Source organism: Enterovibrio makurazakiensis (assembly GCF_050336585.1).
Classification (GTDB): Bacteria; Pseudomonadota; Gammaproteobacteria; order Enterobacterales; family Vibrionaceae; genus Enterovibrio; species Enterovibrio gelatinilyticus.
Window position 1 is genome coordinate 43,624 of record NZ_JAKJSE010000019.1, and the last position, 21,923, is coordinate 65,546.

18 protein-coding genes are annotated in these 21,923 nt (G+C 49.3%); 8 read left to right on the top strand and 10 right to left on the bottom strand.

The window, feature by feature from the left end; all coding sequences use genetic code 11:
- The first annotated feature begins 215 nt into the window (after positions 1–215).
- On the top strand, positions 216–1,247 hold the full coding sequence (locus L4D06_RS15055; protein ID WP_274164477.1) for an HlyD family secretion protein: 1,032 nt from the start codon (positions 216–218) through the stop codon (positions 1,245–1,247).
- Positions 1,248–1,335: 88 nt separating this feature from the next.
- Positions 1,336–2,820, top strand: a complete 1,485-nt coding sequence (locus L4D06_RS15060) for a DHA2 family efflux MFS transporter permease subunit (protein WP_274164496.1) — start codon at positions 1,336–1,338, stop codon at positions 2,818–2,820.
- Positions 2,821–2,922: 102 nt separating this feature from the next.
- Here the strand turns inward: L4D06_RS15060 and glpX are convergent, their stop codons facing one another.
- Positions 2,923–3,930: a class II fructose-bisphosphatase gene (glpX, locus tag L4D06_RS15065; protein ID WP_429740300.1), complete on the bottom strand. Its 1,008-nt coding sequence runs from the start codon at positions 3,928–3,930 to the stop codon at positions 2,923–2,925.
- A gap of 175 nt (positions 3,931–4,105) precedes the next feature.
- Positions 4,106–5,611 (bottom strand): glycerol kinase GlpK, encoded by a 1,506-nt coding sequence (gene glpK / locus L4D06_RS15070; RefSeq protein ID WP_429740302.1) that lies wholly within the window; start codon positions 5,609–5,611, stop codon positions 4,106–4,108.
- A 655-nt stretch (positions 5,612–6,266) separates the two neighbouring features.
- Here glpK and zapB point away from each other — a divergent pair.
- A complete protein-coding gene (gene zapB, locus L4D06_RS15075) occupies positions 6,267–6,509 on the top strand; it encodes a cell division protein ZapB (RefSeq protein ID WP_274164480.1) in 243 nt (80 codons plus the stop codon).
- Positions 6,510–6,638: 129 nt separating this feature from the next.
- On the opposite strand, the gene rraA is transcribed toward zapB, so the two are convergent.
- From rraA to priA, 7 genes are all read right to left on the bottom strand, one after another.
- Positions 6,639–7,136 carry a ribonuclease E activity regulator RraA gene (gene rraA / locus L4D06_RS15080; RefSeq protein WP_274164481.1) on the bottom strand — a complete coding sequence of 166 codons (498 nt, stop codon included), beginning with the start codon at positions 7,134–7,136 and terminating at the stop codon, positions 6,639–6,641.
- Between the two features lie 155 nt (positions 7,137–7,291).
- A complete protein-coding gene (locus tag L4D06_RS15085; RefSeq protein WP_429740341.1) occupies positions 7,292–8,197 on the bottom strand; it encodes a 1,4-dihydroxy-2-naphthoate polyprenyltransferase in 906 nt (301 codons plus the stop codon).
- Between the two features lie 180 nt (positions 8,198–8,377).
- Complete coding sequence (gene hslU / locus L4D06_RS15090; RefSeq protein WP_274164482.1) at positions 8,378–9,712, bottom strand: ATP-dependent protease ATPase subunit HslU; 1,335 nt, start codon at positions 9,710–9,712, stop codon at positions 8,378–8,380.
- A gap of 13 nt (positions 9,713–9,725) precedes the next feature.
- Positions 9,726–10,250: an ATP-dependent protease subunit HslV gene (gene hslV / locus L4D06_RS15095; protein WP_017009572.1), complete on the bottom strand. Its 525-nt coding sequence runs from the start codon at positions 10,248–10,250 to the stop codon at positions 9,726–9,728.
- Positions 10,251–10,384: 134 nt separating this feature from the next.
- Positions 10,385–10,960 carry an SPOR domain-containing protein gene (locus L4D06_RS15100; RefSeq protein ID WP_274164483.1) on the bottom strand — a complete coding sequence of 192 codons (576 nt, stop codon included), beginning with the start codon at positions 10,958–10,960 and terminating at the stop codon, positions 10,385–10,387.
- Between the two features lie 81 nt (positions 10,961–11,041).
- Positions 11,042–12,070 (bottom strand): DNA-binding transcriptional regulator CytR, encoded by a 1,029-nt coding sequence (gene cytR / locus L4D06_RS15105; RefSeq protein ID WP_274164498.1) that lies wholly within the window; start codon positions 12,068–12,070, stop codon positions 11,042–11,044.
- Between the two features lie 154 nt (positions 12,071–12,224).
- Positions 12,225–14,420 carry a primosomal protein N' gene (gene priA / locus L4D06_RS15110; protein ID WP_429740305.1) on the bottom strand — a complete coding sequence of 732 codons (2,196 nt, stop codon included), beginning with the start codon at positions 14,418–14,420 and terminating at the stop codon, positions 12,225–12,227.
- 272 nt (positions 14,421–14,692) lie between these two features.
- On the opposite strand from priA, the gene rpmE reads away from it, so the two are divergent.
- Together rpmE and L4D06_RS15120 are read left to right on the top strand one after the other, a co-directional pair.
- Positions 14,693–14,905 carry a 50S ribosomal protein L31 gene (gene rpmE, locus L4D06_RS15115; RefSeq protein ID WP_274164485.1) on the top strand — a complete coding sequence of 71 codons (213 nt, stop codon included), beginning with the start codon at positions 14,693–14,695 and terminating at the stop codon, positions 14,903–14,905.
- Positions 14,906–15,188: 283 nt separating this feature from the next.
- Positions 15,189–16,439 (top strand): malic enzyme-like NAD(P)-binding protein, encoded by a 1,251-nt coding sequence (locus L4D06_RS15120; RefSeq protein ID WP_274164486.1) that lies wholly within the window; start codon positions 15,189–15,191, stop codon positions 16,437–16,439.
- 183 nt (positions 16,440–16,622) lie between these two features.
- Here L4D06_RS15120 and metJ read toward each other — a convergent pair whose 3' ends face one another.
- On the bottom strand, positions 16,623–16,940 hold the full coding sequence (metJ, locus tag L4D06_RS15125; protein WP_028025883.1) for a met regulon transcriptional regulator MetJ: 318 nt from the start codon (positions 16,938–16,940) through the stop codon (positions 16,623–16,625).
- 208 nt (positions 16,941–17,148) lie between these two features.
- Between metJ and L4D06_RS15130 the strand changes: the two genes are divergently transcribed.
- The 3 genes from L4D06_RS15130 to metF all read left to right on the top strand — a co-directional run bounded on the left by L4D06_RS15130 (position 17,149) and on the right by metF (position 21,848).
- Positions 17,149–18,312 carry an O-succinylhomoserine (thiol)-lyase gene (locus tag L4D06_RS15130; protein ID WP_274164487.1) on the top strand — a complete coding sequence of 388 codons (1,164 nt, stop codon included), beginning with the start codon at positions 17,149–17,151 and terminating at the stop codon, positions 18,310–18,312.
- Positions 18,312–20,756, top strand: coding sequence for a bifunctional aspartate kinase/homoserine dehydrogenase II (locus L4D06_RS15135; protein ID WP_429740308.1), 2,445 nt, complete (start codon positions 18,312–18,314; stop codon positions 20,754–20,756). Before L4D06_RS15130 ends, L4D06_RS15135 begins: the two co-directional genes overlap by 1 nt.
- A gap of 201 nt (positions 20,757–20,957) precedes the next feature.
- A complete protein-coding gene (metF, locus tag L4D06_RS15140) occupies positions 20,958–21,848 on the top strand; it encodes a methylenetetrahydrofolate reductase (protein ID WP_274164489.1) in 891 nt (296 codons plus the stop codon).
- The last annotated feature ends 75 nt before the right edge of the window (positions 21,849–21,923 follow it).

Genomic DNA, 21,923 nt, shown 5'->3' on the forward strand with positions numbered 1-21,923 from the left:
AGGTGGTGCTGGCAACCAACATGGGTCAGGGTCAACGAAGAGACCACTTGGTTTGGGGTGTCATTAAAGTGAGAAGCACTGTCACAACTTTAAAAACTGAATAAGAAACTTGATGAGTTACGCCTTGTGAGACCGCAAAGGCTGAAGCCTGTTACTAGACTCTCCCAACTTGACCTGTGTGTGTAGGTCACATTGTGGGTTTACTGGGAGGTTTCATGGCTGAAAAACGTGGTTTTCCTTTTCGTAACGTTTTCATCCTCGTTGGGGTTGCTGCCGTATTGGTCGCAGCTGCATATTTCTACGTTCGTCATCAGGAGAAATACCCCAGCACAGATGATGCCTACGTACACGGTAATATCTTATACATTGCGCCGCAGGTGAGCGGTCAATTGATTGAAGTGAACGTGGATGATTTTCAACATGTTGATAAGGGTGCGGTGATTGCCAGAATTGACCCGTCGGCTTATCAAGCGCGTGTTGAACAGGCGCAAGCAGCTTATGAAAATGCGACCGCAGCTAACAAGGCAACCAGTGATGCGATTGTGGGTGCAAGTGCCCGTATTCGCGCAGCGTCTGCGCAGTTGCTGGATGTGGAAGCCAAATATCGACGCAATATGGCGTTAGTAGAAAAGGGGTTGCTGCCAAAGCAAGCCGGCAGTGATTTGAAAGCGGAACTCGCCGCAGCCAAGAATAATTTGGATGCGTCGCGTGCCGCTATGTCCCAGCTGATCAGTGAGCAAGGCGCTTCTGGCTCTGCCGCACCTCTCGTGCGCCAAGCGGCCGCCGCATTATCTGAAGCATCGCTCAACCTTTCGTATACCTCGATTGTTGCGCCGACGTCGGGCACCTTGGGTGATGTGAAAGTTCGTCCAGGAAGTGTGGTTGCACCCGGTCAGGCGCTCATGCCATTGATAGAGGATGATTCATTCTGGGTTGAGGCTAATTACAAAGAAGATGACATTGGTCGTATCGACGCGGATATGACGGCGAATATAGTCTTGGATATGTATTCCGATACGTCGTTTAGTGGCGTTGTTCAGGCGATATCTCCAGCGAGCGGTTCTTCGTTCTCCCTGCTTCCTCCCGAAAATGCTACGGGTAACTGGGTGAAAGTGCCGCAGCGCTTTCCCGTGCGTTTAAGCATTAAAACGGAGGGCAATACACGACCCTTGCGTGTCGGCGCTAGCGCAACGGTTACGATTGATACATTGAACCGCGCTGAAGGCAATGGCGATGACAGCCAGTAGCCTTAACACCTCAAGTTCTAGCCCCCATGCTCCTAGTGCGCAGGTTCCTAGCGCACATGGCCCGCTGCCAGCAGGGCCAGGACGTTTAATGATCACGTTGGCAGTGATGCTTTCTGCCATCATGGTGTTGCTCGACATGACGATCGCTAATGTGTCGCTACCGCATATGATGGGGTCGTTAGGTGTGACGTCTGAACAGGTGACGTGGGTGCTAACGTCTTACTCAATGGCTGAAGCGATTTTCATCCCGCTTGCGAGTTATTTCAGCCTGCGCTTTGGTTCTCGGCGTTTGCTGTTGGTGTCAGTGGCTGGATTTATGGCGATGTCAGCGGCGTGTGGGCAAGCTGACTCATTAACGGAAATGATCGTGTTTCGAATCCTTCAAGGCGCATTCGGGGCATCGGTGATCCCTTTGTCTCAATCCATCATGATCCAAATCTATCCGCCGGAGGAGCGCGGCAAGGCCATGGCATTGTTCTCGGTTGGCATATTGCTCGGTCCCATTCTTGGTCCCACCGTCGGCGGCGTGATCACCGAACACATGGACTGGCGCTGGATATTTTATGTCAATGTGCCAGTGGGGCTGCTTTGCTTGAGTTTGTTGGCGATATTTGTTCGCCTCGATGGGCGAGACAAAACCTCGGTGGACTGGCCGCTGGTATTTGGCATGGCGATTGGTATTGGTTTGCTGCAACTGGTGCTTGAGCGCGGCAACCAAGATGGTTGGTTTAGCTCTAATACGATTTTGTTCGCCTTTATCATCAGCATGATAGCGTGGGCGTTTTTCTTGCTGCGATCGTTTAAAACCAAAGGCGATATTGCGCCTATGTGGCTGTTAAAAGACCGAAACTTGCTGTTGTCATGCATTGTGATGACGGGATTTTCGATGGGGATGTTTGGCATCACCCAATTGCAGCCGATGATGTTAGAGCAACTGCTGAATTATCCGGTTGATACGACAGGTTTCGTGATGGCACCGCGTGGTATTGCCTCTGCAATTGTGCTGATATCGATTTCTCGCATTATCGACCGGCTCGACCCGCGTATGCTGATTGTCGTGGGTTTGGTGCTCAATGGTATCGGTAGCTTCATGATGATGAGCTATTCGCTCGACATTGATGTTTACTGGGTATTGTTGCCAAGCATCATTCAAGGTGCTGGCATGGGATTGGTGTTTGCACCGCTCAGCCAGTTGGCGTATGCCACGTTATCACCGAACAACACTGTCGGTGGGGCGGTGGTCTTCAATCTTTGTCGAACCTTGGGTAGCTCGTTTGGGATTTCTATCGTGAACACCTACTTTAGCCAAATTCAGCAGAAGGAATGGCACGCCTTAGGCGGCGGAGTGACTCCGGACAATCCGGCAGTTCAGCAACTTGCTGCCTCTCAGGGCGTGACGGTGACCGATCCAAGCTTCATTGCCTCTGTGACTCAATTATTGCATGAGCAATCGACGTTGTTGGCGTTTGTTTACTCGTTCGGTTTTATCATGGTGTCTTACATTGTTTTGATCCCTTTGCTCGCACTCTTTAAGCGCCCGCCAGTTAAGGCAAACTTGAAACAAGAAACATAATTCGATTCCCAAGCAGTGCAATTGGGCGCTCGAAATCGCGGGCAAACAGGCAATAAAAAAGCACGCCGTGGCGTGCTTTTCTGCATCAATGGAAACCGATGATTATAGGATGATTGCTTTCACTGCGTCGTCTTTACGATCCATGTAGTGGATGGACTTAATACGACGGATAGTGCGGCACTTACCACGGATCAATAGCGTTTCGGTGGTGGCAATGTTGCCCTTGCGGGTAATGCCTTCCAATAGGTCGCCTTTGGTAATGCCAGTAGCAGAGAAGATAACATTGTCGCTGCTGGCCATGTCTGACATGCTCAAGCAAACATTGGTTTCAATGCCCATTTCTTTACAGCGCGCGATTTCAATCTCGCCCATGCGGCGGTTTTCTTCGTTGTTTTCTTTCACTTCGTGGCGTGGCAGTAGACGACCATTCATGTCACCGCCTAAAGCGCGAATTACCGCGGCAGAAACAACACCCTCAGGTGCGCCGCCAATGCCGTACATGAGGTCAACTTCGCTGTCAGGCATACAGGTCAGGATAGACGCAGCAACGTCACCATCAGGGATGGCAAAAACGCGCACGCCCATTTCCTGCATTTCGCGGATGGTGTCATCGTGGCGGGGTTTTGCCAGCGTAGTTACAACCAGCTCATCCAGTGATTTACCCAAAGCCTTAGCAACATTGATTAGGTTGTCACGCAGTGGCAGGTCAAGGTTGATGATGCCTTTTGCTTCAGGACCCACACACAGTTTTTCCATGTACATGTCTGGTGCTTTTAAGAAGCTGCCTTTCTCGGCGGCTGCGAGCACAGCTAGCGCATTGGATTGGCCCATCGCGGTCATACGTGTGCCTTCGATAGGATCGACGGCAATATCAACCGCATCACCGCCTAAACCGACTTTTTCACCAATGAATAGCATCGGTGCATCGTCGATCTCGCCTTCACCAATAACAATTTCACCTTCGATTTCGGTTTTGTTCAGAAGAATACGCATTACTTCTACTGCTGCACCGTCTGCTGCGTTCTTGTCACCGCGGCCAAGCCACTTGTAACCCGCCAGTGCCGCGCCCTCTGTGACGCGTGAAAAAGCCATCGCTAAATCGCGTTTCATCCGATCTCCAGTGTCATTATTTTGTGGAATCAAAAGCCATCAGCATCGTTGTCTGATAGCGAAAAAACTCGGCGCGGATTCTACCATATGCAAAAAGGAAACGTTTGCGTTTTTGTGGCAAGAAAAAAGGGGCAAGCCCCCTTTTCAATGCAAAGTCAGACCATTAGCGTGGGGATTAGTCGACTTCCCAACCTTTTGAGCACTCAACAGCACGCTTCCAACCGCGATGTCGGCGATCTCGTTTTCCGTCGTCATCACTTGGGCTAAAGCATCGATCAATTTCTGCTTTGTTTTTTAGTTCGTCAATGCTGCCCCAGAACCCCACGGCAAGACCTGCTAAGTAGGCTGAACCTAATGCGGTGACTTCGGTCACTTTAGGGCGATGTACCTCGGTGTTAAGCACGTCAGACTGGAACTGCATAAGGAAGTTGTTGGCCACTGCACCACCATCGACTTTGAGAAAATCGAGTTTGATGCCTGAATCGGCTTCCATTGCGGTTAATACATCTAGCGATTGGTAGGCGATGCCTTCGAGTGTTGCGCGAATAATATGGTTGGCATTGACGCCACGCGTGATACCAACAATGGTGCCTCGAGCATAAGGGTCCCAATGCGGTGCACCGAGCCCCGTGAAGGCGGGCACGACGTAGACGCCATTACTGGTATCCACTGAGGTGGCAAAGTATTCGGAGTCTTTGGCATCTTTGATTAAGTGCATTTCATCACGTAGCCATTGAATCGACGCGCCGCCCATAAACACAGCACCTTCTAGTGCGTAGGCCACGTCACCTTTGGGGCCACAGGCGAGAGTCGTTAGGAGGCCATTGTGAGACGTCACTTTTTCTTTGCCGGTATTCATGAGCAAAAAGCAGCCCGTCCCGTAGGTGTTTTTTGCCTGGCCGGCTTCTACGCACATTTGGCCAAACAATGCGGCTTGTTGATCGCCAGCAATACCCGCTATTGGGACTCGTGTGCCGCCTTTTCCGCCGAGGTTGGCTTTGCCGTATACCTCAGAAGAGGATTTGACTTCAGGCATCATGGCGCGAGGGATCCCTAGCGCTTTGAGTAGTGTTTCATCCCATTCGAGTGTGTTGATGTTAAACAGCATGGTGCGACTTGCGTTGGTATAGTCGGTAACGTGTACCTTGCCTTGGGTCATTTTCCAAATCAGCCATGTATCGACGGTACCGAATAGCAGGTCACCCTTCTCAGCCAATTCATAGGCGCCCTCTACATGATCCAAAATCCATTTGATTTTTGTGCCTGAAAAGTAGGGGTCGACCACTAAGCCCGTGTTCTCTCGGATATAGTCTTCAAAACCATCGGATTTCAACTGTTCGCAGATAGGTGCAGTGCGGCGACACTGCCAGACAATCGCATTGTAGATGGGTTTTCCAGTATGACGGTTCCACACAATGGTGGTTTCACGCTGGTTAGTGATGCCGAGGGCTGCAATTTCATCTGAGCGGATACCCATTTTACCGACGGCTTCGACCAAGGTGGACATTTGTGTGGCATATATTTCTAGCGGATCGTGTTCAACCCAGCCTGACTGAGGATAGATTTGAGGGAATTCCCGCTGGACGACCGTGACAATGTTTGCGTCGTGGTCAAGGATCACGGCTCGAGAACTGGTGGTTCCTTGATCTAATGCGACAACGTATTTTTGCTCGGTGCTCATGGTGCGTCCTCTATTGGTCCTTTTTAAAAAGCATAGTGCGACTTGGTCAGTGTTAGGCAAGGTGGTGTGTCATTGTTTCTTGAATGCTGATTTGCTCTGATGTTTGCGCCAAGCTCGCTTTACTTACTCTAATGGCGAAACGGTTTTCGTGAAGTCTATGCGTTGCAAAATGTGCGTTCGCTCATTAATTGCGCATTATATGGGTGAATTCGAACATTTAGCGTCTCAAATTGCAGAGTGTATGAGTATTCGAATGTGAATGGTGAAAAGTCGGTAGAAAAGAAAAAGGCTGACAACAGAAGTGTCAGCCCAGCCGATGTCGGCAAGTCTTGGAGTATTCCAAGAGAGATACGATCCTTATTAACCTATCACGCAACGAGTGAATATAAATTGAATTATGTCGCATTTTTAGTCATTTTGGTGTTTTAGAGGTAAGTGGCTGGTTCTGCGTTAGGCATTAAAAGGCAGTGAAAAGGCGTTAATTGGTGATTTTTTGTTCGCTTGTGATCCAAAAGTGGATTAGAAAGGTGCGACTGACGCAATGCCCCGTTAGAATAGGTTTTCTGGGACGTGCAAGGTAGAAAAGCCTTATAGGGCAAGCCTTGACGAAGATTGCGCATTTGCGCTTAGACGTTGGAAAACATAGGTGGCCTTGATGTCATTGGAAATTTTAGAGCAGCTTGAAGCCAAAGTTCAAATGGCAGTAGATACCATTTCTCTGCTTCAGATGGAACTTGAAGAACTGAAAGAACAAAACGAAGCACTAGGTCGTGAATCAGAGTCTGTGCGTGAAAATCGTGACGCATTGGAGCAGGAAAACACCCGCCTACGTGCCGACCAAGACGCATGGCAACAACGCATTCGTAGTCTGCTTGGCAAGATTGAAGAAGTAGAATAATAAAACAGAGCCGATGGGCTCTGTTTTTCTATGTACTCATTGTCTATTCCACCTTAGGGTGGTGACATATTTCACAAGGTTTATTGGCGCAACAACAATAGCGTCAATAAGTCTTATTACTTAATCAATTCACTCGATATCTATGGGCTCTTGAGACAATATAACGCCCGTATTATCGGCGTAGAGGTGATCTTCAGGAATGAAGGTAACGCCGCCAAAGTTGACGGGTACATCAGATTCACCCACGCCCATTCCGGTGTCTGAACTCTCAGCGCCAACAGGGAATGACGCCAAAGCTTGAATGCCAATATCAATTTCATCTAGCGAGTCGACATCGCGAACGCAGCCGTAAACCACTAAACCTTCCCAGCCATTTTCTGCTGCTGTTGTGGCAATTTCAGCGTCAATAAGTGCACGACGCAATGAGCCACCACCATCGATTAGCATCACACGACCGATACCGTTTTGCTCCGCAACTTCACGGATCAGGCTGTTGTTTTCAAAACACTTGATGATTGTGATTTGACCACCGAATGAACTACGACCACCGTAAGAGCTCATCATAGGTTCCAGTACATCAACCTGCTCCAAGTATGTGTCGCACAACTCTGAGGTATTGTATTCCATAATCAGACTTCTTCTTTGGGTTTAACGGTGCCGAGTTGGCAAATTTGTGGCAATCCGAGGGATGTCAGACGCCACCCTATGCAAAAAAGTATAACGACACGGTAGGGCATTGCAATGACTGACGCCATAATTCATTAAGGCACTTCTGATGTGTATCAATGAAGTAGGATACCAGCCGCAAACAGCACGTTGGTTAAGAGCGCAACTTTGACCATATCTCCCATCATTGGGCGAAGTGATTCACCGTCCTGCGAGGCGAATACGGCGCTGCCGTGTTTAACGGCCAGCGGCAGTGATAGTGTGAATAGCCAACCGGTGATACCCGTGTGCTCAAGCAGGGCGAATAAGGCAAAACAAAGGTAGGCGGTTATCAAGAGCACGAGGTGATAAGTGCGACCCCATTCAGCGCCCATGCGCACGACCAAGGTGAACTTTCCGCAGGCTTGGTCGTTGTCGATATCTCGAAGGTTGTTGATGTTGAGCACGCCGACGGCAAGTAAACCGCATGCGGTCGCGGGCAGAAGTACGGCGGAATCCAAGGTGCCCGCTTGCAGGTAATATGTTCCTGCCACGCCGAGCCAACCAAAGAAAATCAATACTGAAAGGTCACCAAGACCTTGATAGCCATAGGGCTTGTTACCCACGGTGTAGCAAATGGCGGCAAGAATCGCGAGTGCTCCAAGTCCAATGAAACTGACGATATCCGTGGCATTATCAAACGCACTGAGGACCAATGCGGCTCCCACGGTGACTATCAAGCACACGTTTAATGCCATGGCTTTTTTCATGGTTTGTGGCGTAACAAGACCTTGCTGTATCGCGCGTTTGGGACCAAGACGTGCATCATTATCTGTGCCTTTTACGGCATCACCATAATCATTCGCAAGGTTAGATAAGATCTGTAAAAGCAGGGCTGTGATGAGCGCGAGTGCCGTGAGCAATATCGAAAAATGTCCCGTTTTGGCGGCAACGGCACTGCCACACAATATGCATGCAACAGCCAATGGCAACGTTTTGGGGCGTGCGGCATCAAGCCAAGTTTTGAATGTGGATGAGGACATAACCAAAAAAGCGTGTGTGATAACTGGCTTCATTATTGGTTTTTTTACTTCGTTGGGCAATGAAAGCGCAGGATTAACTGAATTTGATGGCAAAATAAAACCAGCAAACAGGGCAAAGGCAAAGCAAAGGTAATAAAAAAGGGCAGCCTAAGCCACCCGATTTTGATTGATGCTGTGTGATTACAGAATAAAGCGGCTGAGATCTTCGTCGTCAACCAACTCTTCTAGACAGCTACGCACGTATTCTGCGTTGATTTCAACAGACTCACCACCACGCTCGCTCGCGTCGAATGAAACCTCATCAACCAAACGCTCCATCACAGTGTGTAGACGACGAGCTCCGATGTTTTCAGTACGCTCGTTGACACGCCACGCTGCGTTAGCGATCTCTTCAATGCCATCCGGCGTGAAGGTCAGATTGAATTGCTCAGTTCCCATCAGCGCTGAGTATTGCTCAGTCAACGAAGCATTAGGCTCAACAAGGATACGTTGGAAATCAGCAGCAGATAGCGCTTCCAGTTCAACACGGATCGGCAGACGACCTTGCAGTTCTGGGATCAAATCAGACGGGCTTGCCACTTGGAATGCGCCTGATGCGATAAACAGGATGTGGTCAGTACGGACCATGCCGTGTTTAGTAGAAACCGTGCTGCCTTCAATCAGTGGAAGCAGGTCACGTTGAACACCTTCACGAGATACATCTGGGCCTGAGCTTTCACCACGCTTACAGATCTTGTCGATTTCATCGATGAAGACGATACCGTTGTTCTCTACCATGTGGATTGCCTGGTCTTTCAATTCTTCTTGATTAACCAGTTTCGCCGCTTCTTCTTCCGTCACGGCTTTTAGCGCGTCTTTAAGCTTCATTTTGCGCTTTTTAGACGTATTGCCGCCACCGAGGTTTTGGAACATGCCCTGCAACTGGTTGGTCATTTCTTCCATGCCCGGAGGGGCCATGATTTCCATGCTCATTTGCGGAGCTGCGACATCGATTTCGATTTCTTTATCGTCCAATTTGCCTTCGCGGATTTTCTTACGGAAGCTTTGACGCGTGTTCGAATCGGGCTTTGGCTCTTCTGATTGTCCCCATGCATCGCGCGGTGGCGGCAGTAGGACATCCAGAATGCGTTCTTCAGCCAATTCTTCAGCGCGGAATTTCACTTTTTCCACTGCTTGCTGGTGGGTCATTTTCACCGCGACGTCAGTGAGGTCACGAATAATGGTTTCCACTTCTTTGCCCACATAACCCACTTCGGTGAATTTGGTGGCTTCGACTTTGATGAACGGTGCGTTGGCCAGTTTGGCTAGACGACGAGCGATCTCGGTTTTACCAACACCGGTAGGACCGATCATTAGGATGTTCTTAGGGGTAACTTCGGCACGCAGATCTTCGTTAAGCTGCATACGACGCCAACGGTTACGCAGCGCGATAGCAACGGCACGTTTGGCTTTAGTTTGACCGATAATGTGACGGTCTAGTTCAGACACGATTTCGCGTGGGGTCATTTCAGACATGCTGGGATCCTGCTTAGTAATCAAGTTCTTCAATGGTGTGGTGCTGGTTGGTGAAGACACAGATGTCGCCAGCGATGGTCAGAGATTTTACCGCGATTTCGCGTGCATCTAGCTCGGTGTTTTCAAGCAGAGCAATAGCAGCAGCTTGTGCGAAGTTACCGCCTGAGCCAATAGCAATCATATCGTGCTCTGGCTGAACCACATCGCCGTTACCAGTGATGATCAGAGAGGCGGTTTCATCAGCCACACAAAGCAGGGCTTCTAGTTTGCGCAGTGCACGATCAGAACGCCAATCTTTAGCGAGTTCAACCGCGGCTTTGGTCAGATGACCTTGGTGCATTTCCAGCTTACGCTCGAAACGTTCGAATAGGGTGAAGGCATCGGCGGTACCGCCAGCGAAGCCTGCCAATACTTTATTGTTGTAAAGGCGGCGAACTTTGCGGGCATTGCCTTTCATTACGGTATTACCCAGTGACACTTGGCCATCACCGGCGATTACTACTTTGCCGTTGCGGCGAACAGAAACGATAGTCGTCACGGAAGAACCTCTTCTTTGCTCTCTGGCTATAGCCAGTATGGGTTGTTAAGCAGGAAGTGGGGATGAGAAAAGATAAATTCAAGGGCAAAGAGAGTGAGAACTCGGTCTTTACCCTGATTTTATATTGAGGCGGATTAGTTCCAGTACCAGATAGCGCAAGGCTCTATGCCTGCACGGCGTAAAAGGTTTCGGTCGCGCTCGGCTTCTCGCTTCAAAGGATAAGGCCCCATGACAACGCGATACCAAATGCCTTTCTCACCTTGACTGGTTTTGATGTGACTTTCTAAGCCTTGAAACGCGATCATCGCTTTACGTTCGTCCGCTTGGCTGGCACTGCGATAGGCGCCGCACTGCATCAAATAAGGTCGGCTAGAAAGCTCTTGTTCATTCGCTTCAACCTGCACTTCTTTATTTTCCAGCTCTTCAATATAGCTCCACTGCTCCTCAGGTTTCGGAGGAATGACTTTTTCCTCTTTCTTCTGCGGTTTTGATGGCTTATTGACAGGTTTGGTTACTGCCTCTTTAGGCTCAGGCTGTGCAGGTGGTTCGCTGGTGGTTAGAAAATAGAGACCATAGCCAAAGCTTGCCACCAAGACTAACGCTATCAGCGCCCATTTAATCGGGAAGCCCGACTTTGGAGGCGGCTTTTTGCTGTTTCTGGTGGGTTTTCGCGGTGCTTTTCCGCGTTTGACATAATCTCGGGTTGCCACTGATTCGGATATCTTTTTCTGCGAGTTGGGGCTATATGGTACTGGCTTGCTCGAAAGCGCGCCAGTACCTAGCTTATCAGTTTAGCGTGATGGTGGTGCCACACTTTCTCTGATCACCAATTGTGCATCGAGTAAACGTGAACCAGCTTGAACATCATTGCCTTTCAGTATCTTCAACAACATGAGCATGGCTTGACGACCAATGTCATAGCGAGGTTGAGAAACCGTGGTCAGTGCTGGGTCGCAATACTCTGCAAACTGGATGTCATCGAAACCGACGATAGAGATATCGTGCGGAACACGAAAGCCTAAACGTTTAGCTTGCTGAAGTGCACCGATGGCCATCACATCAGAGTGACAGAATACCGCGGTTGGCGGTGTCGGCAGAGACAACAGGGTCGTCATTGCTCGAGCGCCAGCTGCAAAGGTGAAATCACCTGCAACGGTATAGGCCGGATTAACGGTCACTCCGCCGCGACGAAGTGCCTGCTGGTAGCCTTGAACGCGAAATTGCGTCAATGCTGCATTCGGATCCCCTGTGATCTGCGCGATCTGCTTGTGGCCTACCTGAGTGAGGTAGTTCACGGCTTCAAATGCAGCAGTAAGGTTATCAATGTGCACCGTTGGCAATTCGAGCTCTGGAGCATATTCACAAGCCATCACAAGAGGTGGCAGGTTCTTTTGCTCGGGTTTGCTGACATCGAACGGAAGATCGGTCCCTAAAAGGAGCATGCCGTCAGCTTGTTTCGTGAAAACTAAGTTCACAAATGAGCTTTCTCGGCTTGCTTGCTGTCCACTGTCTCCAAGCAGCACTAAGTAACCGTGCTCCATGGCAGCTTCTTCGATACCACGAATGATCTCTGTAAAGTAGGGATCACAAATATCGGGAACGATCACCACAATGGTTTTTGACTCATTGCGACGAAGATTTCTTGCGAGCGAGTTAGGGCTGTACCCTGATTCCATCACCGCCTGCTCGACTTTTTTGCGGGTCGACGCTGATACCTTCTCCGGGTTCATCAACGCACGCGATACTGTCGCCGTAGAGACGCCAGCCAGATGGGCAACATCCTTCATTGTCGCCATAGTGCTTTTCCTCTTGCTCGTAATGTATGGCAATGCTTCCCGATTAGGGACCTTCAGCAATAAGACTTTTTGTTAACAGGTCATATCTTAATCTGATGACGATGTATTAAACATGGTCATGTTAACAGTTATTACAAGAATACTGTGATCTTAGTCGGCTTAAGTGAATGAAACTTGTTCAGCTCATATCTTGAGGCTCGATATCCAAAGACCAACGCACCTTTTTCGACAAAGGAAGCTGACGAATGGCAGGCAATGCGGCAGACAATCTTTGTTGTAATATCCGCCGATTTGGTGCTTGAAAAATCAATTGCCAGCGATAGCGTCCTGCACGGCGTGGAAGCGGCGCAGGCGCGGGGCCCATTGCTGCGCATTCATCATTGGGTATGGGGGACGCATCCAGTATGGTTCTGATTTGCTGCAGAAACTGCTCGACATGCTCACTTTGGTTGGCCTCTGCACGAAATAGAGCAAAGAAGCTGTATGGGGGCAGATTGGCTTGCTGTCGCTCAGTCAACGCTTCGGTGGCAAAACTGTCATACCCCTTATGAATGAGCGACTGCAGCAAGGCATGTTCTGGGTGATGCGTTTGCAACAAAACAAAGCCGGGTTTACTTGCGCGTCCCGCACGCCCTGCGACCTGCACAAACAATTGAGCGAGGCGCTCTGGCGCACGAAAATCATTACTGAACAACGCACTGTCTACATCCACCAATGCCACGAGAGTGACATCGGGGAAGTGGTGCCCTTTGGCCAACATCTGTGTGCCAATGAGGATTTGGTAGTCCTTGTTGTGAATGGCATCAAGGTAGGCTTCTAGTGACCCTTTTCGGCGGGTGTTATCACGGTCAATCCGAATGGTTTTGAACTCAGGAAAGAGACTTTCTAGCTGCGCTTCGAGTTGCTCAGTGCCGACGCCGACGCTGATCAGCTGTGTTGACCCACAACTGCCACATTGATGGGGGATAGGGCGCTGCGTTCCACAATGGTGGCAACGCAATTCGCTGCTCTGTTGGTGCAGTGTATAAAACGCGTCACAGCGTTTACATTCAGCCAGCCAACCACACTCATGGCACATGAGCGCAGGCGCATAGCCGCGACGATTTAAAAAGAGCATCACCTGATTGCCTTCAGAAAGGTGCTTTCGCATTTCAGCAATCAGCGGTGCAGATAATCCCGCCTCTAAATACAGCCCACGAATATCGAGTACGCCATGTTTCGCTTTAATAGCGTTACCCGCACGTTTGGATAACGTGAGGTGGTGATATTTACCTGTCTTTGCGTTGTGTAAGCTTTCTAAGCATGGCGTGGCGGAGCCAAGTAACACTGGCACGTTTTCTTCATGTGCACGCATCACTGCAAGATCGCGGGCGTGATAACGAAAAGAGTCTTGTTGCTTATAAGACGCATCGTGTTCTTCGTCGACAATAATAATGCCGAGTGATTTAAACGGTGAAAACAAGGCCGAACGCGTACCAATGATAATGGCCGCTTCATTGTCTCGGGCTGCCAGCCATGCATTGAGTCGCTCAGTGTCATTAAGCGCTGAGTGCATCACTTCAACGGGCACATTAAAGCGACGTTTGAATCGGTTGATGGTTTGTGGTGTTAACCCGATTTCAGGAACTAAAATCAGGGCTTGTTGACCGCGAGCCAATACCGGCTCTAAGGCGTTGAGGTACACTTCGGTTTTGCCAGATCCCGTGACGCCCTCAATCAAGTAACACCCAAACTCTTGGCTAGCGTTGATCGTTGCCACTGTCATCGCTTGTTCGTGATTCAAGGTTGGCTTGTCTTCGACGATGCGGTAGTCAGTCGTCCAAGGCTTGGGGCGCACATTCTGTACGATTTCAATCCAGCCTTTTTCTTCCGCACCTTTAATGACGGTGGCGCTTAGGTCACTTTCTAGTAAATCGCTATGCGCCATTGCGCCGCTGCGCAGCATCGTCAGGATCCGAGCCTGCTTAGGTGCGCGGGTCAATGCGGTGATGGGCTGATCTTTTCCCGCTTCTGTTAGTTGCCAAACGCGCTCGCGCTCGCGATGCGCAGGTTTCCCTTTTCTTAGGCTTCCCGGCATCACCGTGGCTAATGCGTCACCTAATGGGTATTGATAGTAGCGACTCGCCCAGTTTAATACCTTATATAAAGAAGAAGGCCAAAGTGGCGCATCATCGAGCACAGCATTAATGGGTTTGAGTTGTGTGAGCGGGAAATCAGATTGGTCAGTCAGTGCCGTCACGATACCGATTTTGAATTGCTTGCCAAACGGCACGCGCACTCGTCCACCGACCACAGGCATGTCACTGCCAATCAGATAATCAAAGGTCTTATGAAGCGGGACGGGTAATGCCACTTGAGCGATGGTTGGGATCATGAGGTCCTAGCGTCTAGGTGGTTAAGCCAAGTTATCGCGACAGTGTACCTATGGTAAACATGCGGGTAAACAAGTGTGCAAAGCCTAAAATACGTTTTCTTTTGAGTCGCGCCACCAAAGGGCTAGCCTGCTACCAGCAAATGAATTGAACAAAAAAGTTGCTATCACAGGTCTCCTTGATTAGAATTTCGCGCCTACAAATTTTTGTCAACGACGTGTGGTGCCCGATAGGCTCGGGAGAGCGACACGGCCTTATATTAGAGGTTATCCCTATGAAAGCTGGTATCCATCCAGAGTACAAAGCAGTAACAGCAAAATGTTCTTGCGGCAACACTTTTGAATTCAACACAACTATGGCTAAAGACATTAACCTAGATGTGTGTGACAAATGCCACCCATTCTACACTGGTAAGCAACGTGTTGTTGACACTGGCGGCCGTGTTGATCGCTTCAACAAGCGTTTCGGTGCGTTGTCTAGCAAGTAATATTGCAGATTTCGAAAAAAAGGGAGGTGCGAAAGCACCTCCCTTTTTTTATGCCTGAATCGGCATATACGACCTGTCACATAAATCAGTAAAGATACTAATGAAGAATAACCGCGGATTGGGGTGGTTCTCACATTCTCACTGCGTTAACATTTTATGATTATATTTAGGGTAAGGATGTTCTCACCCTTAACTTGTTACGGATTGATCTTATCGCTTGCGAGATCGTTAACGTGACAAGGTTTTTAACCAATAACGATGAATAAAATCAGGAAATAACAACATGTCTGAAGACAAACGCCAACAGGCGCTGGATTATCACGCCTATCCTGTGCCTGGTAAAATCTCGGTAGAAGTGACCAAGCCTGCTGATACCGTGGAAGATTTAGCGTTGGCGTACAGCCCAGGTGTGGCAGAGCCTGTTCGTGAAATCGCACAAGATGCTGACAACGTTTATAAATATACTGCGAAAGGCAATATGGTTGCGGTTATTTCAAACGGCACCGCTATTCTGGGTTTGGGTAACCTAGGCCCGCTAGCCTCTAAACCTGTCATGGAAGGTAAAGCCCTTCTGTTCAAACGTTTTGCCGGTTTAGATTCGATTGATATCGAAGTCAAACACCGCACCATCGAAGAGTTTGTCGACACAGTTGCTAATATCTCCGACACCTTTGGTGGTATCAACCTTGAAGACATCAAAGCTCCCGATTGCTTTGAAATTGAAAAGCAGTTGATTGAGCGCTGTAACGTGCCGGTTTTCCACGATGACCAACATGGTACGGCGATCGTCACGGCAGCAGGTATGCTGAATGCGTTGGAGCTGCAAGGCAAAAACATCGAAGACGCTGTTGTCGTATGTTTAGGTGCGGGCGCTGCGGCAGTTGCGTGTATGGAACTGCTGATCAAATGTGGTGCGCAGCGTGAAAAGATTTACATGCTTGACCGCAAAGGTGTGATTCACACGCGCCGTGATGACATCAACGAATACAAGCAACTGTTTGCCAACAACACGGACAAACGCACATTGGAAGATGTGATCGAAGGTGCAGACATTTTCTTGGGTGTTTCTGGCCCAGACTTGCTGCCACCAGAGGCCTTGAAGCTGATGGCTGAAAAGCCGATCGTGTTTGCGTGTTCAAACCCAGATCCAGAAATCAAACCTGAGCTGGCACACCAAGTGCGTGATGATTTGATCATGGGTACGGGTCGTTCAGATTACCCGAATCAAGTGAATAACGTACTTTGCTTCCCGTTCATCTTCCGTGGTGCACTAGACGTACGTGCAAGCCGCATCAATGATGAAATGAAGTTAGCGGCGGTTGAAGCAATTCGTTCACTGGCAAAAGAGCCCGTACCCGCTGATGTATTGAAGGCTGCCCGCGTTGATGCATTGAGCTTTGGTATTGATTACATCATTCCTAAGCCTATGGACCCTCGCCTATTGCCACGCGTTGCGAAAGCCGTTGCGGTTGCTGCGGTTGAGTCAGGCGTTGCGCGTATTGAAATGCCAGAAAACTATATGGCCGATAAGTAATAGATGGCTGATAAGTAAAAGTACGGAAGAAAAATATCGGCACGAAAGACGAGTAACGGCCTCGGAGACGTTTCACTCTTCTGTCGTACTTTGAAGGAAAATAGTACTGTTTTTCTTTCGACGAAAAAAAACCAGCCAATCGGCTGGTTTTTTTGTCATAACTTTGTCATTGCGACGATGAAATCAATATTCTTCGTCGTTAAACTCGATACCTAATTCTTTCATGATGCGCTTCACTTCGGCAGGCACGCTATCCGCTTTGTCTTTGCGAATGTCGTCATCTGTTGGTAGCGGTTGGCCTGTGTAGGCATGCAAAAACGCTTCGCACAACAGTTCACTGTTGGTGGCATGACGTAAATTATTGACCTGTCGACGCGTACGCTCATCTGTCAGGATTTTAAGCACTTTCAGTGGGATAGAGACGGTGATCTTCTTTACTTGTTCTTTCTTTTTACCGTGCTCGGCGTAAGGGTTAATATATTCGCCATTCCACTCTGCCATCGTGCACCTTCTAAGCAGTTTCATTGATAAATCGCTGTCAACACCGGAAGCATGATGCCCAGGTTGGATGAATTTCGAATTTTAGCGATATTAACCGCTACATGTAAAGACATATAGACGTCCAGAAGTATTGACGTCTTGATTGTGAGTGGTTAAGGTTGAGCCTATCTGCTCGTATTATGATCGCATTTTGACAGGGAAAGACACCATGAGCGACAAGAAGTCAGCCACGATTGCCGTACGCACTGGCATCACTACCGATTCTCAGCACAATGCTGTGGTTCCTCCTATTTACCTTTCTACCAACTACGAATTCCCTGAGTTCGGCGAAGTGCCGACGTATGACTATGCGCGTGGTGGTAACCCAACGCGTAACCTTTTAGAGACGGCGCTTGCTGAGCTTGAAAACGGCGCGGGTGCGGTAGTGACGAACTGTGGCATGTCTGCCATCAATCTGCTGCTTTCTTTAGTTGGTCCCGATGATCTTATTGTTGCCCCGCATGATTGCTATGGCGGCACATACCGTTTGTTTGATTCCCGTGCGCGCAAAGGCGCATTTAAGATTGAGTTTGTTGATCAGTCTGATGAAGCCGCATTGGCATCAGCGTTGGCAAAGAATCCTAAGTTGGTGTGGATTGAAACCCCATCAAACCCGTTATTGCGCGTTGTCGACATCGAAGCGATTAGCCAGCAAGCACAGGCTGTGGGGGCGTGGGTTGGGGTCGATAACACGTTCTTATCTCCTGTATTGCAAAAGCCGCTGAATCTTGGCGCTGACTTTGTGGTGCACTCGACCACGAAATTCATCAACGGTCACTCTGATACAGTCGGGGGTGTGGTGGTTGCTAAAGAGCAAGCATTGGCGGATGAGTTGAAGTGGTGGGGTAACTGTATCGGCGCAACCGGTAACGCGTTTGATAGCTATATGACCTTACGTGGGTTACGAACGTTGAGCGCGAGGATGCGTCAGCACGAAGAGAATAGCGCAGAAGTCCTAGCCTTCTTGCAAACTGAGCCGTTGGTCCGTGTTATTTACCATCCGGCATTGCCAGAGCACCCAGGCCATGACATAGCCAAGAAGCAGCAAAAAGGCTTCGGCGGCATGTTGAGCTTTGAGCTCGAAGGGGGTGATAACGAGTTGAAGCAGTTCTTGAATGCACTCGAACTCTTTTCATTGGCAGAATCCCTTGGTGGCGTAGAAAGCTTAGTCACACATCCAGGCTCGATGACGCATCGCGCCATGTCTGACGAGGCGCAAGCGGAAGCAGGTATTGCTGCAACCCTCTTGCGTTTATCTATCGGTCTGGAGGATCATACGGATTTGGTCGCCGACCTGAAACAAGCATTCGATAAAGTGAGAGAGAATCAGTAATGAGCGCGGTTGAAGTCGTATCCCCTCAGCAGTCGCCGTCCCGCCAGTTGCATAAATTTGGTGGTAGCAGCCTTGCCGACCCAGAGTGTTTTCGCCGAGTGGCGAGAATTCTGGCGCAATATAGTGGTGCGACAGACATTATTGTCGTTTCAGCCGCCGGTAAAACCACCAATCGCCTTATCGAATGGCTAGGATTGTTGGATAAAGATGGACGCTTGGCCCACGAAACCCTACAAAGCTTGCGTAAGTATCAGCAAGATTTGATTGAAAATCTGATTGAAGGCGAAGCCAAACAATCCCTGGTTGACGCTCTGTATGAAGATTTCAGCAGTATGGCGCAGGTCGACGAGAGCGCACTGGGTGTTGCTCTGCGATCTTGGGCGCAAGGTTTTGGTGAAGTGTGGTCTGCACGTTTGTTGTCAGCGTTATTGACGCAGCAAGACATGCCCGCTGTGAAGCTCGATTCACGCAGTTTCTTGCGTGCAGAACGTTCGGTTCAGCCGGAAGTCGATCGCGCCAGTTCATGGCCTTTGTTGAAAGAACAATTGGTGCAACACACCCAGCGCCGCATCGTGATCACTGGATTTATGGCTCAAAACGCATCGGGCGAAACGGTGTTGTTAGGGCGAAATGGTTCGGACTATTCTGCGACCATCATTGGTGCGCTAGCCGATGTGAGCCGTGTGACCATTTGGAGTGATGTAGCAGGGGTTTACAGTGCAGATCCTCGTCTTGTTGATGATGCTTGCTTATTACCGCTATTGCGTCTCGATGAAGCGGCAGAGCTTGCTCGCCTTGCTGCGCCCGTGCTTCACACTCGTACATTGCAGCCTGTGGCGCAAAGCTGTATCGATCTGAATCTACGTTGTAGCTACGATCCCGAATCGGGGTCGACCCGTATCGAGCGCGTGCTGGCATCAGGACGTGGCGCCAAAATTATCACTTCGCTCAATGATGTGTGCCTACTCCAACTTGATGTGCCGCGAGGTCATGATTTTCATGTGGCGCGACGTGATATCGAACGATTGCTGACACGCAATCAAATTCAGCCATTGGCCTTGTCTGCCAGTGCTGATCAATATCGTATTCAGTTGGCTTACACCGCTGAAGTTGTCAACAGTGTGCTTGAGCAACTGCAAGATGCGGGCATTCCTGCTGATATTCGATTGCGTGAAGGCTTTAGCCTTGTGGCGGCAGTGGGGGCGGGCGTCACGGCGAACCCAGTTCATTGTCACGGTTTCTATCAACAACTGCGTGGTCAGCCGATTGAATTTATCAGCGAATCAAACAGTGGGCTGAGCATTGCGGCACTGCTGCGTAAAACGAATACGTCGTCACTAGTGGCAGATATCCATTGTGCCTTGTTCCAAGCGCAGCGTCGCATAGGCTTAGTACTGCTGGGGAAAGGCAACATTGGTAGCCGTTGGTTATCACTATTTAGTGAACAAAAAGGCGCGTTAGAAAAACGCCACGGCATGAACTTTGAACTCATTTCAGTGCAAGATAGTCATCATCAGTGGGTCGACTTTTCGGGTATTGATGCTGACGCTGTGATGGAACACTTTAGCGAGCGCGCGACGCCTTACGAAGCAACAGACTGGATACAGAACCTGCTCAATCATCCTTATGACGACATTGTCGTGCTTGATGTGACGGCAAGTGCGCCACTGGCGGGTCAATATCCTGATTTGGCAGAGCACGGTTATCACCTTATCTCTGCCAACAAAGTGGCAGGCTCTGCCAGCGGTGAGCATTACCATCTAGTACAAGATGCGTTTGCTAAGACGGGTCGCTACTGGCTTTACAATGCTACCGTGGGCGCCGGGTTGCCGGTGAACCATACTGTGCGAGACTTACGCGAAAGTGGCGATCAGATTATCGCGCTGTCAGGCATCTTCTCGGGCACATTATCTTGGCTTTTTCAGCAATTTAACGGCGACGTTAAATTTAGTGAGCTGCTAGAGCAAGCATGGCAACAAGGGCTAACGGAACCCGACCCGCGAGAAGATCTTAGCGGTGCGGATGTCATGCGTAAGTTGGTGATATTGGCTCGCGAGTCGGGTCTTGATGTAGAACCAGAGCAGGTGCAAGTGCAATCCTTAGTGCCAGAGGCATTGGCATCGTTGTCACTCGACGGCTTCCTTGATCAGAGTGTGTTACTTGATGAAGCGCTGGAAGAGTGGTTGGAGCAAGCCCAAGCAGAAAATGGTGTGTTGCGTTATGTGGCTCGTTTAACGCGTAATGGGAAAGCGCGTGTTGGCTTAGAGGTTGTTTCTGATGAACACCCACTGGCGAACTTGCTGCCGTGTGACAATATCTTTGCGGTCGAAAGCCAATGGTATCGAGAAAACCCATTGGTGATACGCGGTCCCGGTGCAGGGAGGGACGTTACTGCTGGTGCATTATTGTCTGATTTGAATCGCATCGCATCCTTGCTTAAATAACAAGAAAAGCGAGGAAAAAAAGCGGAGGGTTAACCTCTGCTTTTTTTATGTGAGTAAGATGCATATTGATCATGAAGAAATTTCACGATAAGCAAGTTGACATTGAGTTGCTCGCAATTCAATATCTAGACATATAGACGGCTAAACGGATGTCGTCATCAAGGATTTCTCGGTGAACTTACACCGAAGTAGGGAGACGTTATGGGTTATTCACATGCCAGCCATCTGGATTCACTAAATCAGAACCTTTCTGATTTAAGCGGCGATATCAATGTATCGTTTGAATTCTTTCCACCTAGTTCAGAAGCGATGGAACAAACGCTCTGGGCATCGGTTCAACGTCTAAAAAATCTTCAACCTAAGTTTATGTCCGTCACGTATGGCGCGAACTCGGGTGAGCGTGATCGCACCCATTCAATCGTAAAAAGCATCAAGCAAGAAACGGGTATTGAAGCCGCCCCACATTTAACGTGCATTGACGCCTCGCGTGAAGAACTCAAAACCATAGCGCGTGACTACTGGAACAGTGGTATTCGCCATATCGTCGCGTTACGTGGCGATTTGCCAGAGAAAGGCAAAAAGCCAGAGATGTATGCGTCGGATTTGGTTGAACTACTGAAAGGCGAAGCGGACTTTGATATTTCGGTTGCGGCTTACCCTGAAGTTCATCCAGAAGCAAAAAGTGCTCAGGCAGATTTGATTAACTTGAAACGCAAAGTGGATGCGGGCGCGAACCGTGCGATCACTCAGTTCTTCTTTGATGTGGAAAGCTATTTGCGCTTTCGCGACCGCTGCGTTGCGGCAGGCATTGATGTTGAGATTATTCCCGGGATTTTGCCTGTGTCGAATTTTAAACAGGCGGCAAAATTCGCCAACATGACCAATGTGCGAATTCCTAACTGGATGCATAATCAATTTGCGGGGTTAGAAGATGATCCTGTGACGCGTCAAATGGTAGGTGCAAGCCAAGCCATTGATATGGTGCGAGTACTGAGCCGTGAAGGTGTGAAAGATTTCCATTTCTACACACTTAATCGTGCGGAATTGACTTACGCTATGTGTCATACCTTGGGTGTGCGCCCAAACGTTTAGAGCGTTTAGCGTGTCGTTAACCCTAAAATAAGAAAGCCGTCGCGACCGCGACGGCTTTTGTTTTTCAGCAGCGTA

Excerpts from the sequence above, each read along its gene's own strand:
- L4D06_RS15120 (WP_274164486.1), top strand. The coding sequence starts at position 15,189 with ATGTCTGAAGACAAACGCCAACAGGCGCTGGATTATCACGCCTATCCT.
- glpK (WP_429740302.1), bottom strand. The coding sequence starts at position 5,611 with ATGAGCACCGAGCAAAAATACGTTGTCGCATTAGATCAAGGAACCACC.
- L4D06_RS15055 (WP_274164477.1), top strand. The coding sequence starts at position 216 with ATGGCTGAAAAACGTGGTTTTCCTTTTCGTAACGTTTTCATCCTCGTT.
- metJ (WP_028025883.1), bottom strand. The coding sequence starts at position 16,940 with ATGGCAGAGTGGAATGGCGAATATATTAACCCTTACGCCGAGCACGGT.
- L4D06_RS15085 (WP_429740341.1), bottom strand. The coding sequence starts at position 8,197 with ATGTCCTCATCCACATTCAAAACTTGGCTTGATGCCGCACGCCCCAAA.
- rpmE (WP_274164485.1), top strand. The coding sequence starts at position 14,693 with ATGAAAGCTGGTATCCATCCAGAGTACAAAGCAGTAACAGCAAAATGT.
- L4D06_RS15135 (WP_429740308.1), top strand. The coding sequence starts at position 18,312 with ATGAGCGCGGTTGAAGTCGTATCCCCTCAGCAGTCGCCGTCCCGCCAG.
- rraA (WP_274164481.1), bottom strand. The coding sequence starts at position 7,136 with ATGGAATACAATACCTCAGAGTTGTGCGACACATACTTGGAGCAGGTT.
- metF (WP_274164489.1), top strand. The coding sequence starts at position 20,958 with ATGGGTTATTCACATGCCAGCCATCTGGATTCACTAAATCAGAACCTT.
- hslU (WP_274164482.1), bottom strand. The coding sequence starts at position 9,712 with ATGTCTGAAATGACCCCACGCGAAATCGTGTCTGAACTAGACCGTCAC.
- L4D06_RS15060 (WP_274164496.1), top strand. The coding sequence starts at position 1,336 with ATGATCACGTTGGCAGTGATGCTTTCTGCCATCATGGTGTTGCTCGAC.
- priA (WP_429740305.1), bottom strand. The coding sequence starts at position 14,420 with ATGATCCCAACCATCGCTCAAGTGGCATTACCCGTCCCGCTTCATAAG.
- L4D06_RS15130 (WP_274164487.1), top strand. The coding sequence starts at position 17,149 with ATGAGCGACAAGAAGTCAGCCACGATTGCCGTACGCACTGGCATCACT.
- zapB (WP_274164480.1), top strand. The coding sequence starts at position 6,267 with ATGTCATTGGAAATTTTAGAGCAGCTTGAAGCCAAAGTTCAAATGGCA.
- glpX (WP_429740300.1), bottom strand. The coding sequence starts at position 3,930 with ATGAAACGCGATTTAGCGATGGCTTTTTCACGCGTCACAGAGGGCGCG.